This window comes from Okeania sp. SIO2C2, assembly GCF_010692625.1.
GTDB lineage: Bacteria > Cyanobacteriota > Cyanobacteriia > Cyanobacteriales > Microcoleaceae > Okeania > Okeania hirsuta.
The window spans coordinates 1-14,760 of the sequence record NZ_JAAHGM010000002.1 but is presented as its reverse complement, the minus strand read 5'-3'; the positions used below and the strand labels follow the sequence as shown (position 1 = coordinate 14,760).

The following is a 14,760-nucleotide window of genomic DNA, read 5'->3' as shown; positions in this document are numbered from 1 at the left end:
AAATTGACTCTTTTTCCCCCCAAACTTGGCTTGCTCGGGGGGCAAAATTCAGTATCAAAAAACTTTTCAGATATCCTCTAAAGTCTCCCCTTTTAAGGGAAAAAAAGAAATAATATTTCCTGATATTCAATTCCGTAACGGTTTTAACCAGAGGTAATTATCAATTATCAATTATCCATTATCCATTATCAATTAATGAACTCCCCCACTCCCTCACTCCTGACTTCCGGGAAGCGGTTGGCCATAACCCAGATTGATTGTACCGGGTTTTAGGAAAATTTCTGAAGAAGATATTTGAGGCTGAGTTAGCGGACTAGCTGAGTCTTGGTTAAACTTGACCCGTAATTCCCCATTAGTTGTTACTCCTACAATTGTGCCAATACGATCTTCTACTACTATTTGCTGGCCAATATTTATTAGTAGTTGCTGATAGGAAGGTAAGATACTTTCTATTCCTGACTCTAAAAGTTGTTTAATGCCAGAATCTAGTCCATGAAAGACTATAGTAGCTAACATTTCTAAAGAGAATATTTCTGGTTTTGACTGTTTCCGATAATAGCTCTGCAAATTAATTCCTGTGTCTGGTACAGAATTAGCCCAATTAATCCCTACGCCAATCACTGCCTGAGAAATTTTTTTCTTGTGTATCCTCGTCTCTGTTAAGATGCCTCCTAATTTTTTGTGTTCTAAAATTAAGTCATTGGGCCACTTGACTTGAACTGGTATGCCATAATCCCTCAAACTAGAAGCTATACCCCAAGCACTAGATAAAGTTAGCTGAGAAGTTTGAGATATAGAAATATTAGGAGCGATGGTATTGCTCTTGGCGATCGCTATTGACATATATAGGCCACCGACAGTTGACTGCCAATTTCTTCCCCATTGACCACGTCCTGCTGTTTGTTGACTGGCAATAACAATGCTTGATGGGTTTCCGGAGTCGATTAACTGCCAAAGAGTTTGATTGGTTGAGGGGAGGCTCAGAAAAATATGGAGATTGGCAAAAGTTGAAGCGGTGAATTTGTCTGAAACTCCTTGAATATTTGACAAGCTGTCTATAAATTTTTTTTTGTTAAATTCTGCTACTGACAATTTTTTTAATATCTGGGTCAAAGTTTATAGATATAGCGCTGTGCGCAGGCAACAGGCAACAGGCAACAGGCAACAGGCAACAGGGGGAATAAAAAAACCGTTTGCGCAGCATCTCCGTTGGAATCATATAAGACTTTTAGCTATTGGACACCTCCTGTCATTTGTAAATATGCCTGCGCACATTGCTATACCAACACTCTACAATTGATTGGCAAGTTCTTGTTTGGTGAAGTAAGAAAATATTTGTATTGTTTGTGACTCCATTGTTCCTTCTGCTTCTGTTGCGGATGTTGCAATAGTTATTTCATTCTGTGAAGCACTCGAAGTAGGGGTGCGACTTCTGCTTTTGTTGCGGATGTTGCAATAGTCATTTCATTCTATGAAGCACTCGGGATAGGGGTGTGACTTCTACTTTTGTTGCGGATGTCGCAATAGTCATTTCATTCTGTTAAGCACTCGAGGTAGGGGTGCGACTTCTGCTTTTGTTGCGGATATAGCAATAGTCATTTCATTCTGTTAAGCACTCGAAGTAGGGGTGCGACTTCTGCTTTTGTTGCGGATATAGCAATAGTCATTTCATTCTGTTAAGCACTCGAAGTAGGGGTGCGACTTCTGCTTTTGTTGCGGATATAGCAATAGTCATTTCATTCTGTTAAGCACTCGAAGTAGGGGTGCGACTTCTACTTCTGTTGCGGATATAGCAATAGTCATTTCATTCTGTTAAGCACTCGAAGTAGGGGTGCGACTTCTACTTCTGTTGCGGATATAGCAATAGTCATTTCATTCTGTTAAGCACTCGAAGTAGGGGTGCGACTTCTGCTTTTGTTGCGGATATAGCAATAGTCATTTCATTCTGTTAAGCACTCGAAGTAGGGGTGCGACTTCTACTTCTGTTGCGGATATAGCAATAGTCATTTCATTCTGTTAAGCACTCGAAGTAGGGGTGCGACTTCTGCTTTTGTTGCGGATATAGCAATAGTCATTTCATTCTGTTAAGCACTCGAAGTAGGGGTGCGACTTCTACTTCTGTTGCGGATATAGCAATAGTCATTTCATTCTGTGAAGCACTCGAAGTTGGAGGTGTGACTTCTACTTCTGTTGCGTATGCCGCAATAGTCATTTCATTCTGTGAAGCACTCGAAGTTGGAGGTGTGACTTCTACTTCTGTTGCGTATGCCGCAATAGTCATTTCATTCTGTGAAGCACTCGGAGTTGGAGGTGTGACTTCTACTTCTGCTGCGTATGTCGCAATAGTCATTTCATTCTGTGAAGCACTCGAAGTTGGAGGTGTGACTTCTACTTCTGTTGCGTATGCCGCAATAGTCGTTTCATTCTGTGAAGCACTCGAAGTTGGAGGTGTGACTTCTACTTCTGTTGCGTATGCCGCAATAGTCGTTTCATTCTGTGAAGCACTCGAAGTTGGAGATGTGACTTCTACTTCTGTTGCGTATGCCGCAATAGTCGTTTCATTCTGTGAAGCACTCTTACTTTGGGTAAACTTACAATCCTGTGGAGTAGAGCGAACAAAAATGTCAAAATAAATGAAGGCACTTATGCTGAGGTCAGAAGTCAGAATTTCCTTCTGCCTTCTGCCTTCTGCCTTCTGCCTTTCCTGATAACTGATAACTGAAATGACTATAGCTGACTCTGACTCACAAAAATTAAACAGATACTATCAAATTTTGAGCGAGAATAATGTCACTTGGCACTGGCAAAAATGGCAAGGATTATCTTACCTAACTTGTAGCCTCTTAGAAAATTGGCCTCATGGCTTTTTGACTCACCATTTCTGGCCTCGTACACCAGGAGAATTAGTAGAAGTATTTCCTTCTTCTGCTGAGGTATATCGTGTGAAACAAGTACATGGCAATACTGTACTAACAACAGGGAAAGCTACTCAGGTAGAAATGCCTAATTCTGATGCCGAAAAAACTTATGCTGAAGCTGATGGTTTAATAACTCAAACAACAAAACAAGCAGTTTGGGTTTGTAGTGCAGACTGTGTACCTGTTTTGATTGCTGACAAAAAAACAGGACAAGTGGCAGCAGTTCATGCCGGATGGCGTGGCACGGCCGCTAAAATTGTTCCCGTAGCATTGGCAAGCTTTCAAGCTCAGGGTAGTCAATTATCCGATTTATTATTTGTTCTTGGCCCTGCTATTGCTGGAGAGGTTTATCAAGTTTCTGAAGATGTGGCGGCTGAAGTTGGGGCGACTGTTGTTCCACAAATAGAGAGAGTAACTACTGAGGAGATTTTGCATTTTCTGGAGCTTTTGCCTAATTCACCAGTTTTATCCGATCCTGAACCGGGAAAGGTGCGCTTGGATGTGCGTATGGTTAATGTTTTACAGTTGGAGCAATTGGGTATTGGTTATTCACAGATAGCGATCGCTCCTTATTGTACTTATCAACAACCGGATTACTTTTTTTCTTATCGGCGTGAAAAACAGAAAAAAGTGCAGTGGTCAGGAATAGTGAGTGAGTTGATTTAGGTCAAAACTCTAAATTTAAAAGCCAAAAGACAGATAGTGTAAATTAATCAAGTGGTAATTTCAATGTTTGGCAGAAAATGCTCTAGAGCTAAAATTACTTTTTTCTCTAACCAATGTTAAATGCTTTACTTAAGTAAAGTCTTATTCTTTGCCTCTAGACATCTTTTTTTGATTTTCCTCCTATTAATTTCAGGGGTTAAAACTATTTTTGATAGTCAGCACTTATGTTAATTTATAAGACTATTCAGTAATCTGTGTAGAAATATCTGTATATTTAAAAAGCGTTTCGGTCCGGAATGCTTCACAAACAGCAGTTCAGTAGTTTAGCGGTCAGCTTTGCGCCTTTGCCGAGTATTCCGGAACGGAAAGGGGATGAGCACCCCTACTAAAATTAAACGACTTACTAGAAGTGAGGAATTTAAACCCAAGCTTTTCGGTTTGGACTGCTCCGCAAACATATACCTAATTATATGCACAAATTTTTAGGCTGATAGCTGAAGCGCTAATAGCTGATAGCTAGTTAACTGAGCATATTTCTGGAAAACTAGATAAGATTAAAATACCAGAATCCAATACTTTAGTCATAGTTTAAAAGATTATAAATAAATTGCAATGAGCGATCTAAGTCATTATCAACAACTTGGTCTCACTGAAGATGCTTCTTTTGATGAAATTCAAGCAGCAAAGGAACGTTTGAAGCAACAACATAGTGGCGATCAAAAAGTTATAGAAAATATTGAAGCTGCTTATGATTCGATTTTGATGGACCGTTTAAGGTTGCGTCAGGAGGGAAAGATTAAGGTTCCTGAGCGTATTCGGTTTCCTGAGAAGCAAACAAAGAAAGTCCCTGATAGTTTTACTCCTGGGTTGACGGAAAAAGGGCCAGTTTGGCTACAAAAGTTAATTGATACTCCTAGTCAAGCTGATATTTTGTGGCCTACTGGTATATATGTGGTTTTAGGTGCTATTAGTATTTATTCTGGGGTTAGTCAACCATCTATTTTGCAACTTGCTTTGGCTTTGGGAGTTGGTGGTTGTCTTTATTTTCTTAATCGTAAAGAGAATAAGTTTGGTCGTGCTGTATTGTTGACTGTTGGGGGTTTAATTCTTGGGTTGATTTTAGGTGGAATATTGACTGCTTTAGCAACTGGTTTAAGCACAGAAATATTTATTACTTTGGTAACGTTTTTGGTGTTATGGATGGTTAGTTGTTTTTTACGGTGACATCCTCCCGACGCTGTAATCAAAGATTACAGCGCGGGCTTCCAAACCTCACGATTTGGCATTCCTAGTTTTTCTCTTTCGAGATTTTGCCTCTGACCTAGATGGAGATTTCTCTTCCACCCCCGGCAGACCGACTGCATAGGCGTTTTCTATTCCGCAGAGTCCCTGCGTACTGATAAGTTGTAAACCACGCAACCTGATTACTTCTGATGCTGCATGATCTCGATCCGTTTCGTATCCACATTCACCACATCTATGAACTCGTTCAGAAAGCTCTTTCTTGCCCGTGTGCGTGTTGCACTTGGGACAAGTTTGAGAGGTTCCATCAGGGTTGACTCTCAGGAAGTAGACTTGATGTTTTTTGGCTACCCATTCGAGCAAGTTGAGAAACTGACCGAAAGCGGCATCAAGGCTATGTTTCCTCAACATCCCTCTCGACATTGCTTTCAAGTTCAAGTCCTCAACAAACACCATGCCAATACCTTCTTTGGTACACAGATGGTTAGCCAGTTTGAACTGCCAGTCTTTGCGAACATTGACAATGTGGTTGTGGAATTTGGCAACCTTAATTCGAGCTTTTTCGCGGTTGGCGGACCCCTTTTTCGTTCTGGCATACTTGCGTTGCAGCAATTCAAGCTCGCGGTACAAGGATGTCAGGAATCTCGGTCTAGGGATAAACTCTCTATGGGAGGTTGTCAAAAACTTTTCCAGTCCTAAATCAATACCCAAAGCATCCCCATGTGGTTGAGCGTGGGGTATCGACACCTCGGACTCTATTGTAATTATCACTTCCCACCTATCCGCTTTCTGACATACCCGTGCTTGCTTGACCACAAATCCATCTGGAATAGGTCGGTGCAAATTAATGGGCACTTTTCCTACCTTGGGGAGAGCAATCTGCCACCCAGTAATCGGATTGGTTTTGAACTGAGGAAACAGCATGGACTTCATCTGTCCAAACTTCTTGAAGCGAGGAAAACCAAACCCTCTGTTTTGAAAATAATTCCAAGCCTCATGCAATCTACGAATCGTAGTTTGCAAAACTTGAGAAGGGGCTTGTCCCAACAAAGGGAACTCTTTCTTCGCCTTGGGAAGTGCGTTTTGTTGAGCGTAGTAGGTGGGAAATGGTTTGTCTGCTGGGATGATATATTCTCGTTCCAACGAACAATAATCCAAACTACACTTGCGCGAATTTACCCAGTCTTTTATTTCTCGCAAAGCGTAGTTATACACCTTGCGAGATATTTCCAACCAATGCAACATTGTCTGTTCTTGGATGGCATCAGGATAAATTCGATAGCGGTAGTTCATGATGAGAGTCATGTCAGGGATTTTAACACAAAATCCTTGGTCTATAAACCTATACTTGTTGATGATTTTACGCCTGTTTGACCGGATAAAATCATCTTGGGGGATGTCCATGTATCCCGGCGCTCAATCAGAAGATTAGAGCGCGGGACTTATTGCCTCCCCCAAGCCCCCACCATTAGTTAATTGTCCAGAAAGGAAATTGCTGAGTCGGTTCTAAACTAACTCCATTAATATTTTTCTGAGCAAATACATAATCTTTATCTAACCACAATGGAATAAAAGGAACATCTTCTCCTAATAAGTCTTGAATTTCTCTGAAAATACCTTGGCGCTTTTCTGGGTTTTGTTCTTGACGTTGTTGCTCTATTAATTGATTGATACGATCGCTATAATAAAATGAACCTTGAAATTGGCTAGCTCCTGCTTCGCAACCTGTTTCTTCGGAACCTTTTGTACATTCTAAGAATGGTTGGATATAGTTATCAGCGTCAACAAAATCTCCGTACCAATCTAACATAAAGGTTTGATATACTCCTTTATCTAAATTTTTAAAGGCGGTTGCTGCTTCTACACTATTTAATTCTAATTCCATTAAACCGTCTATTTTTTCTTCTACAGATGCTTTGAGTGTACTAGCGACTAATTGTCTTTTTGTCGAATTAGAAGCATACCAAATTTCTATTTTTGCTGGATTATCTTGAGAATATCCTGCCTCTTTTAATAACTCTTTAGCTTTGTCAAAATTTCCATCTCCATAATTTTCTTGAAATACTGGTTTATAACCTTCAAATTTATTGGGGATTAGACTATAAATAGGTTCAGCTTGCTCTCGTAAAACTCGTTTATTTAACAAATTTCTGTCAACAATAGCTGCTAATGCTTGTCTCACTGCTTTGTTGTCTAATGGTGCTGAATTAATATTTAAAACTATATAATTAACTGTCTTGCCATCTGTAGAAATTACTTGCCAACCTTGACGTTCTGATTCTTGTTCTAAGTTAGAAATTTGGTCAGTGTCAAGAGATAAATAAGCTACGTCAATAGCACCTGTTTTAAAAGCATTAAATAAATTAGCTGAACTAGAAAATATTTGAATATCAACTCCTTGATTTTGTGGTTTCTCTCCCCAATAATTGTCAAATATATCTAACCGTAAAACATCAGTTCCGTACTCAGCTAATTTGTATGGTCCCGTACCAATAAATGTATCGGGTTTAAATTTATTTTCATCTGTTGTATATGCTTGAGGCGAAACAGCACAAAGACCAGAAAATGCTAGTAAAGGAGTAAAAGCAGCAAAGGGTTTTTTTAACTTTATTGTTAACTGATATTCTCCGGTAGCTTCTATTGACTCTACTGTATTTGCTAATAAAGAAGAAGGTGGACCTTCATTTTCAATAAAACGTTTTAAAGAAAAGGCCATTGCTTCACTATTCAAGGGACTACCGTCATGGAATGTTACCCCCTGACGAATAGGAATTGTATATGTTGTGCCATCTTCGCTAATTTTTGGCATTTCTGTAGCTAGTTGGGGGACAAGTTCTGTTGTTCCTAATTTGTAACCGTAGAGGCGATCGCCTAAGTTATAGAGTAAGTTACCAGATATTACTTCGTAGGCATCTGCCGGGTCTACGGTACGAGGTTTAAGAGTTGTACCAATTGTAATACGATTTGTTTTGATTTCTGTGGTGGAGGTGTCATTAGGATTATTCTGTGGTTGACTACAACTAATAACCAGGAAACAGCAAAGACAAAATAAACCAATAAATTGAATAATTAGCTGTCGGGAACGGTTGACAGAATTAAATAATTGATGTTTGACCAATTTAATTATTTACCTCACTAATATCTGAAGTATGTGATTTTTTCTGAGATAAATTCTACCAAGATTTTTGTTGCTAAGAAAATTCTTTAAAATCTTGCTTATAAATTATGAGTTGTTAGTGCAAGCTGCAACAAAATATAATAGCTAATGTAGAATTACTACTATTACTATATGTGATGATTTCGGTGATAATTTATGGGAAGTATTTTTGACAATTTATAATAATATCAATTTTATGTAATATCAAATCCGCTTGGGTTCGGTCTAAAAAAAATGTTCTATCACAGCGCCATTGCCAAATCTTTCTCGATATTCCCCTCCCAGGAGGGGTTAGGGGTGGGTCCCCACACTATGAATCTAATTACACCAATGCTACCGGATTTGATATTTTGATATAAGGTTACACATAGTTATACATTTATCTTTTTCTTGGATTACCAGTAACTTCTTTTAGTAACGCCATTCACTTTTTCCTTTTTTGTTCTTTTGGTTGTTCCTTCTGCAATAATTTATCATTTTTTATCTACAGTCTACTGTAAGTAATTTTTTATTCTATGCAACTTCATATTAATTTTGCATAAGAGTGAATCTATATATATATAGCAATTCTAAATCATACCAATTCCTCAAAATAATACTATCTTTATTGAAGATTTCAGTTATTAAGTAATAAGTAATGTTCAGTAATCTTTTTAGCAATTATTTGTATGAAGTAAATATCTCTTATTTGTTATTTGTCTACTAGACATCTCCATAAAAGAGGCAACAGGCAACAGGCAACAAGCAACAGGCAACAAGGAGAAATAATTAATAATTTATGGATAAGAATTTATTTTATTTTTGATTTTTACCAGATGTCTACTCCCTACTCCCAAGAAGATATAGCAAATATCAAAACTTTTGCTATTATACCAATTCCCATGCATTAATGCTATACTTAGGTAACACTTCAGTTATTAAGTAATTAACACAGGCAGATTTTTTTTTGCTAATTTGAGTCCAGTTAATGTTAATTATTCTTATGTTTACTTCTCTGTACGAATGTTGCATACAAAGTCCGTACCTACCACCCTATTCCCCTACTCAAGAAAATGTAGAAAAGTTTTTGAGAAAAATGTAGAAAAGTTTTTGAGAAATGGTATTATTTGTGATGATTTTGTTGTTTCCCTATTCCCTAAAAGTCTAAAATATTTCACAATTCAAATCAGGCTGCTATATTGAGGGATTTCAATCATAGTTTTGTTAATGTTAATTAATTTGATAATTAAAAAAAATTAAGGGCATTGGTGATTTCAGGTATGAAATAAGTAATTTAGGTAAATTAAGAGTCATTCCAAAGATGGCAAAATTAAATATTGTTTTTACTTAATTGACCGAAAAGCACTTTCTTTATCCTGACTTCTGACTCAACCCTCCTGAATCCTAAGTCATTAAAATTAACATGATACATGGGCTTCAGCAACGCCAAATTAAGAATTATCACAAACTATAGATAAGTTTAGAGGTTCATGTTTAAAATTGCGATACCATATAGTTTTTACTGGTAAATTCTATGTCTGGTTCTCAGAATATCAATAAAAATTTGAGTTTAGAAGAAGTTTATACTTGTCCTGTATGTTATCATGGCCAGATATCAGCAATGATTTTAATGGATGCTTTTGCTTGTAACTTCTGTAACCATATTTTTACTGCAGATCTGGTAAGGCAATCATTGAAAATAGCAGATAGTTCTTCTCATTTAAGTTGGCGGTGGAATGGTAGAAATTGGAAAGTCGATCATCCTAATGTAGAATTGAACTGGGTAATTAAGTTATTAGCAGTTGCATTTGTAATATTACCAACAACATTAATAGGATTAACGGCTTACTTTTATCCTCCAATACCTGGTACTCCTTTGTGTTGGTTACCAAGAGTTTGGACTGGTTTAACTTTTTTATTTCATTTGCTAATTATCGTTAATATTTTCATTGATTATTATCAGTTTCCAGTCAGGTTATATTTAAAAGCAGTAGGACGATATTTATGGCTTAGGATTTCACCACAAAATTCTTCTACTTGAAGAAGGAAGAACCTAAGTTGGAAAAAGTGGACGGGGATTCAAACCCAAACCAATTGTAAACACTGTGTAGACGGCAGGGTATTAAACCCAAAAGAAAAAGATAAATTTCAAGATGCTAAATTGCTGGCGTTGGTGAACTTGTAATCCTCTAGATAGGAATTGGCACAGTCTTAAATTTTAAGTAGTATAGTAGTCAGGAAATAGAATACTGAAGCATTTTTATTCTATAGCATTCTATATTCACCAACGCCAAATTGCTAAATCAGATACAATTAATGAGCAAGATATGAAGATATAAAAATTCCAGATGAGTTATGAAACTGGATTATCATTTTTTACCATACTAAAAAATCTGTAAAAATTTTCACTTTTCCCTGTTCCCTGAAGTCTTGAATTGTATTTTTACATTTCACGAGATGTAAATAAATAGTATATCAGGCTTGATGTTAAATTTAAATATATAGCAGATTGCAAGTAAATGAGGTACAATTCTTAAATTTGATCAACCCCCAGAATTTTAAAATTGGTTGACAAATTGTTGTTACTGTACCTCATAAACCTGAAATGCGCTGCATTATATTAACCAGCTTTTAAATCTTCAGAGGGAAAATTCAAAAAGCCGTTCTCTAAATTTTAATTGCTACAAAATTATCTTAGCTAAAGATAGCATTAATTAAAACATCAGTTAAATTCATCTTTTTCAAATCGTCAATAGTCACAGTATTACAAATATCAAACCTGGCACCTATTGTTTGTAATTCATTATCTAATAATTGAAAAAACTTTGTTACTTCAGGCTTATTTCCTACCTGAATAAGTGAAATACCCAATTCTTCATCTTGTTGCAAATTATTAGCCGCAAAAATTATAATATCCTTGACTCGCTCAGGGTCTTCTATCTCACCTACCGTAACAACTAAGATAGTTTCCCCATTTGGCTTTGCTGTATTTAAAGCACGTCGCTCAAAATAATTATCAATAGCATCCTTAAGAGCATCTGCTAAATTAGTTTTGCCCGAAGGTTGATTTTCCAGGAAGATATGAGCTAAGTCCGTGGATGTCACCTGGTCATATCGTTTAAAATAGTCTGAAAATAGGTAAACTGTTAGTCCATCTAAATCTAGCTTCTCACATTCACTTGCTAATTTGATTACCGACTCTTGCATTAGTTCCCAAGGACTTTTGTCTATGGCAGAGTCAGATAGATACATATCTTTGCTTTTATCGATGATTAAGGTGTAATCACGCTGTTGTATAGCAGCACCACCTTCAAGTAACGGGTCCATAATATTGGTCTCCATTATCTTCTCTTACTAAATTGTTAATAGCACCAAAATTTGTTTGTGCTGACTTAATTTTCTACTGCCTGCGGAAAATATTTTTATCCATCTGTAGAAACTTCTAAGTTGTGATGAGATTATAATTAGAATTTTGATTTGTCAGTAAAAATTTAGAAATTCACTAGCTAAATATTGTATCGTCTTGTTGATAGCGGCAGATATTTTCAATTAAGCAGAAATTTTAGATAGAAGCAAACTTTCATTTACATAAGCTCTGGGAAAAAGTCTCTTCTCCGGAAAAACACCCAATTAAGTTGAAATCAAGTAATAGTTGTTTGTTTTTAGAGCTTTTATGACAAATTATTATGGAACTAACTGACTTTTTTGTAAGTCTATTGATTTTAGTTAAATACTGTAAATTTGTATTATCTGTGACTAATCAGACAAAAAGGTACAAATCAAGTCCATTTTAGTGATGATAGATTAATTAGAGATAGACAGATTAAGTTGAACTAATACTAAATTTTGCAATTCTACTGTTATATGTAGCCAAGTAGCAGAATAAAATTAAAACTTACACTTTTATTTGATCCTGTAGTTCTAGTCATAGTTCTCAAGTGACTGGTTTCCCAACTAATAATCACAAGTAAATCTAGTAATAATAAATGTGTATTAACCATGAAATTAAACTCTAAAAATCATAAACAAAATCCAAATGAACGAGTTGAACATAAATCACCTCATCCTTTTTTACTAGCATTAATTTTGACTGGAATATTAGCTGCTGAAGCATATCCCAATCTTACTGAAACAGCAATTGCTGCTGTAAAAGAGCTTCAATCTCAACAATTAGAAACAAACACCAAAATTAATTATACAACTAATAAATTTGCTAACCTTATCGAGTTTGCAACAGAGACTAACATCGACGACCAGACAGAAATATCTCAACCATTTTTTCTAAAAAATAAATCTATCAATCAGATACTTGCTGTTAGCGAACCTTCCATGAATCAAAATTTTGATGATCTAAAAAAAATCAGTAAACCCACCCTAGATAAAGTGGAAAAAATTGCCGATCGTGACGAAATAATACCTAATAATATAGTTGATGCTGTTCGCGAAGATTTAAGTAATCAAACGGGTATTTTGCCTAAAAATATCAAAGTCACTCAAGTCAGTCAAGAAATTTGGCCTAATACTTGCTTGGGACTTGCAAATAGTGATGAACTTTGTGGGCAAAGATTAGTAGAAGGTTGGTATATTATCTTGTCTGATGGTAATGAGACCTGGTCTTATCGTACAGATAATAAGGGTAAATCAATCAGAGTAGAAGCAAAAAATTAAATATAGTTCTCATAAATCGCCTATATAATTACCAAATACTTTAAAAAGGATAAATGAAGATTCCATAAATATATTGTGTTACACTACGTTTTGATACATCAAATGAAATATTTGACAATTGTGGAGCAATAGCTAAGTTTGGTATTATAAAAATCTATCGACAACTATAGCTAGCTTTAGTAGGTGAAGGAAAACCTTCAAACAGACTTTAGTCTATCTTAAAAATGATATGGTTTTAAGAACTGAAGTTTTAATTTGAACAAAAAGGAAATATTTGGAGTATTTAGATATTCTTGTTTCAACAGACTTACTCTATCAGGAGTAGTTTATGATTAATTTATCTAGTTTCAGCCCATACAAATAAGAATTGTTAAAAGCATTGATAACGGTAAAAAAGTAAACTCAAAACTGCTATTATTTAAAGTTGAATTTCACAGCTAAGTAGAACATGGTAAATTTTGGGCGCTATGTATCAAATTGTAAATTAGCTCAAAAGTTTATATTCATTTTCTTTAGGGTTTTTTTTGATTAAAAATGCAACGTCTTTTTTTTAGCCTGCTCTACTTAAGCTAAGTAGTTTGAGTCTCAAGAATTACTTTCAAAAAAATAGTAAATACCGGAAATCTGGAATATTCTTATCTTTAGAGTTATTACTACAGAAATCTTGGAAGATAGTTGTACAGAAAAATTGAATATTAACATGGAGTTAAGCGGACTCGAACCGCTGGCCCCCTCAATGCCATTGAGGTGCTCTACCAACTGAGCTATAACCCCTAATCACGAATATTTTAGCCTTTTCTAGACTAACTACTTTTTCCAATTTAGTAATCTAATTATACCATGACTTCTAGATTTTACAGACACTTTATCAAAAATACTTCTTTTAAATTAATTTGTATATAATAATCTTTTATATTGTCGTATAAAAATTAGCAGTTGGCCAATAAATAATGTCTAGTGGTATTTGTATGACATTTAGACATCTCCAGAAAAGAGGCAGTAGGCAGTAGGCAGTAGGGAGAAAGAATTGATAATTTATGTGTGATAATTGATTTGATTTTGGATTTTTACCAGATGTCTATTTACATATCTTGGTTGTACCTCTAGATGGCCACCTGTAATAGTTTCCCTATATTTAACAAGAAAAGGAATTAATTTTTACACTTCTTTAGATTGTGACTAAAGAGGTGAAATATTCTCTCTGTATGCGTTAAGCATGAGTTATCTTGATCATTTTTACTTATTTAGTATCGAATAGATTAACGAAACAATGGATATATTATTAACAGGACTTACCCAAAGACACTATATATAGCGCATACTAATTGAGGCGATTGCTGACACAAAGCTCCGCTAACGCTATAATCTTTTCAGGATAAACTTCTACTCAACAAGGTTCGCAGAAAAATGGACGTAACAGGACTCGAACCTGTGACCCCTACCATGTCAAGGTAGTGCTCTAACCAACTGAGCTATACGTCCAAACTATGCTTTAGTATACCAATTCTAGAGCAAAAGTCTAAATTTTATGAGAAATATATAAATAATAACTATTTTTTATATATAAATAAATAAGTATATCTTATAAAGATACCTTTTACCCCAGCAGGGGTATTGTCATAGATACTGAACTACCCCACTGTAACCTACGCTGTGGGGAAATTTTTTGACTTCAGAGGGGACTGCGTAAGTTTGTTCTTACCTCCACTTTTTTCGCTATACTAGCCTTACCTAAAATATCAATTTTTTTTGAAATATACAGATATAAAAAATATGAACAAAACTGTAAAAATACTGCTGAGAGATTTCAAGAAGCAAGATAATCATCATTGGAGTGGTAGTAATGCTTAGTGTCTGTAGCGTTAGCAGTCTACCCTTTTACTAAAAAACTTGCCAAACAATTCAACGCCATCGATAAGCCAGATATCGCAGTCAATGCAATCTTATTCAAGCTGAATATTTACAAAGTTCTCACGAAACGAACAGAATATTAATTAAACAAATTATGAGTCCAAATTTACCGCAAGTCAATAAATCTGCCGTACAAGCAGGTGGTCAACTTAGCTTCTTTGAAAAATATCTCACTGTTTGGGTAGCTTTGTGCATTGTCATAGGTATTGCCCTAGGGAA

Annotated in this window: 9 protein-coding genes and 2 tRNA genes; 4 read left to right on the top strand and 7 right to left on the bottom strand. The window is 35.8% G+C overall.

The window, feature by feature from the left end; genetic code table 11:
- Window positions 1-213 precede the first annotated feature (213 nt).
- Both F6K18_RS00990 and F6K18_RS00985 read right to left on the bottom strand, forming a co-directional pair.
- Entirely contained in the window at window positions 214-1,092 is an 879-nt protein-coding gene (locus F6K18_RS00990; protein ID WP_287517808.1) for a biotin--[acetyl-CoA-carboxylase] ligase, read from the bottom strand.
- Window positions 1,093-2,071: 979 nt separating this feature from the next.
- Window positions 2,072-2,350: a hypothetical protein gene (locus F6K18_RS00985; protein ID WP_287517806.1), complete on the bottom strand. Its 279-nt coding sequence runs from the start codon at window positions 2,348-2,350 to the stop codon at window positions 2,072-2,074.
- Window positions 2,351-2,723: 373 nt separating this feature from the next.
- Here F6K18_RS00985 and pgeF point away from each other — a divergent pair, with 373 nt between their 5' ends.
- Together pgeF and F6K18_RS00975 are read left to right on the top strand one after the other, a co-directional pair.
- Complete coding sequence (gene pgeF / locus F6K18_RS00980) at window positions 2,724-3,584, top strand: peptidoglycan editing factor PgeF (RefSeq protein WP_287517804.1); 861 nt, start codon at window positions 2,724-2,726, stop codon at window positions 3,582-3,584.
- Between the two features lie 612 nt (window positions 3,585-4,196).
- Window positions 4,197-4,808 carry a CPP1-like family protein gene (locus tag F6K18_RS00975; protein ID WP_287517802.1) on the top strand — a complete coding sequence of 204 codons (612 nt, stop codon included), beginning with the start codon at window positions 4,197-4,199 and terminating at the stop codon, window positions 4,806-4,808.
- A gap of 48 nt (window positions 4,809-4,856) precedes the next feature.
- On the opposite strand, the gene F6K18_RS00970 is transcribed toward F6K18_RS00975, so the two are convergent.
- On the bottom strand, window positions 4,857-6,230 hold the full coding sequence (locus tag F6K18_RS00970; RefSeq protein WP_353734977.1) for a transposase: 1,374 nt from the start codon (window positions 6,228-6,230) through the stop codon (window positions 4,857-4,859).
- A 64-nt stretch (window positions 6,231-6,294) separates the two neighbouring features.
- Window positions 6,295-7,944, bottom strand: coding sequence for an ABC transporter substrate-binding protein (locus tag F6K18_RS00965; RefSeq protein WP_287517800.1), 1,650 nt, complete (start codon window positions 7,942-7,944; stop codon window positions 6,295-6,297).
- A gap of 1,552 nt (window positions 7,945-9,496) precedes the next feature.
- Here F6K18_RS00965 and F6K18_RS00960 point away from each other — a divergent pair.
- Window positions 9,497-10,003 (top strand): hypothetical protein, encoded by a 507-nt coding sequence (locus F6K18_RS00960; RefSeq protein WP_287517798.1) that lies wholly within the window; start codon window positions 9,497-9,499, stop codon window positions 10,001-10,003.
- Window positions 10,004-10,656: 653 nt separating this feature from the next.
- Here F6K18_RS00960 and F6K18_RS00955 read toward each other — a convergent pair.
- Complete coding sequence (locus tag F6K18_RS00955) at window positions 10,657-11,289, bottom strand: VWA domain-containing protein (protein WP_124144842.1); 633 nt, start codon at window positions 11,287-11,289, stop codon at window positions 10,657-10,659.
- Between the two features lie 672 nt (window positions 11,290-11,961).
- On the opposite strand from F6K18_RS00955, the gene F6K18_RS00950 reads away from it, so the two are divergent.
- Window positions 11,962-12,630: a hypothetical protein gene (locus tag F6K18_RS00950; protein WP_287517796.1), complete on the top strand. Its 669-nt coding sequence runs from the start codon at window positions 11,962-11,964 to the stop codon at window positions 12,628-12,630.
- A gap of 701 nt (window positions 12,631-13,331) precedes the next feature.
- On the opposite strand, the gene F6K18_RS00945 is transcribed toward F6K18_RS00950, so the two are convergent.
- Together F6K18_RS00945 and F6K18_RS00940 are read right to left on the bottom strand one after the other, a co-directional pair.
- Window positions 13,332-13,404: transfer RNA gene (locus tag F6K18_RS00945), tRNA-Ala, on the bottom strand.
- 634 nt (window positions 13,405-14,038) lie between these two features.
- A tRNA-Val gene (locus F6K18_RS00940) sits at window positions 14,039-14,112 on the bottom strand.
- Window positions 14,113-14,760: the final 648 nt, after the last annotated feature.

Excerpts from the sequence above, each read along its gene's own strand:
- F6K18_RS00970 (WP_353734977.1), bottom strand. The coding sequence starts at position 6,230 with ATGGACATCCCCCAAGATGATTTTATCCGGTCAAACAGGCGTAAAATC.
- F6K18_RS00950 (WP_287517796.1), top strand. The coding sequence starts at position 11,962 with ATGAAATTAAACTCTAAAAATCATAAACAAAATCCAAATGAACGAGTT.
- F6K18_RS00985 (WP_287517806.1), bottom strand. The coding sequence starts at position 2,350 with ATGACTATTGCGACATACGCAGCAGAAGTAGAAGTCACACCTCCAACT.
- F6K18_RS00975 (WP_287517802.1), top strand. The coding sequence starts at position 4,197 with ATGAGCGATCTAAGTCATTATCAACAACTTGGTCTCACTGAAGATGCT.
- F6K18_RS00960 (WP_287517798.1), top strand. The coding sequence starts at position 9,497 with ATGTCTGGTTCTCAGAATATCAATAAAAATTTGAGTTTAGAAGAAGTT.
- F6K18_RS00955 (WP_124144842.1), bottom strand. The coding sequence starts at position 11,289 with ATGGACCCGTTACTTGAAGGTGGTGCTGCTATACAACAGCGTGATTAC.
- pgeF (WP_287517804.1), top strand. The coding sequence starts at position 2,724 with ATGACTATAGCTGACTCTGACTCACAAAAATTAAACAGATACTATCAA.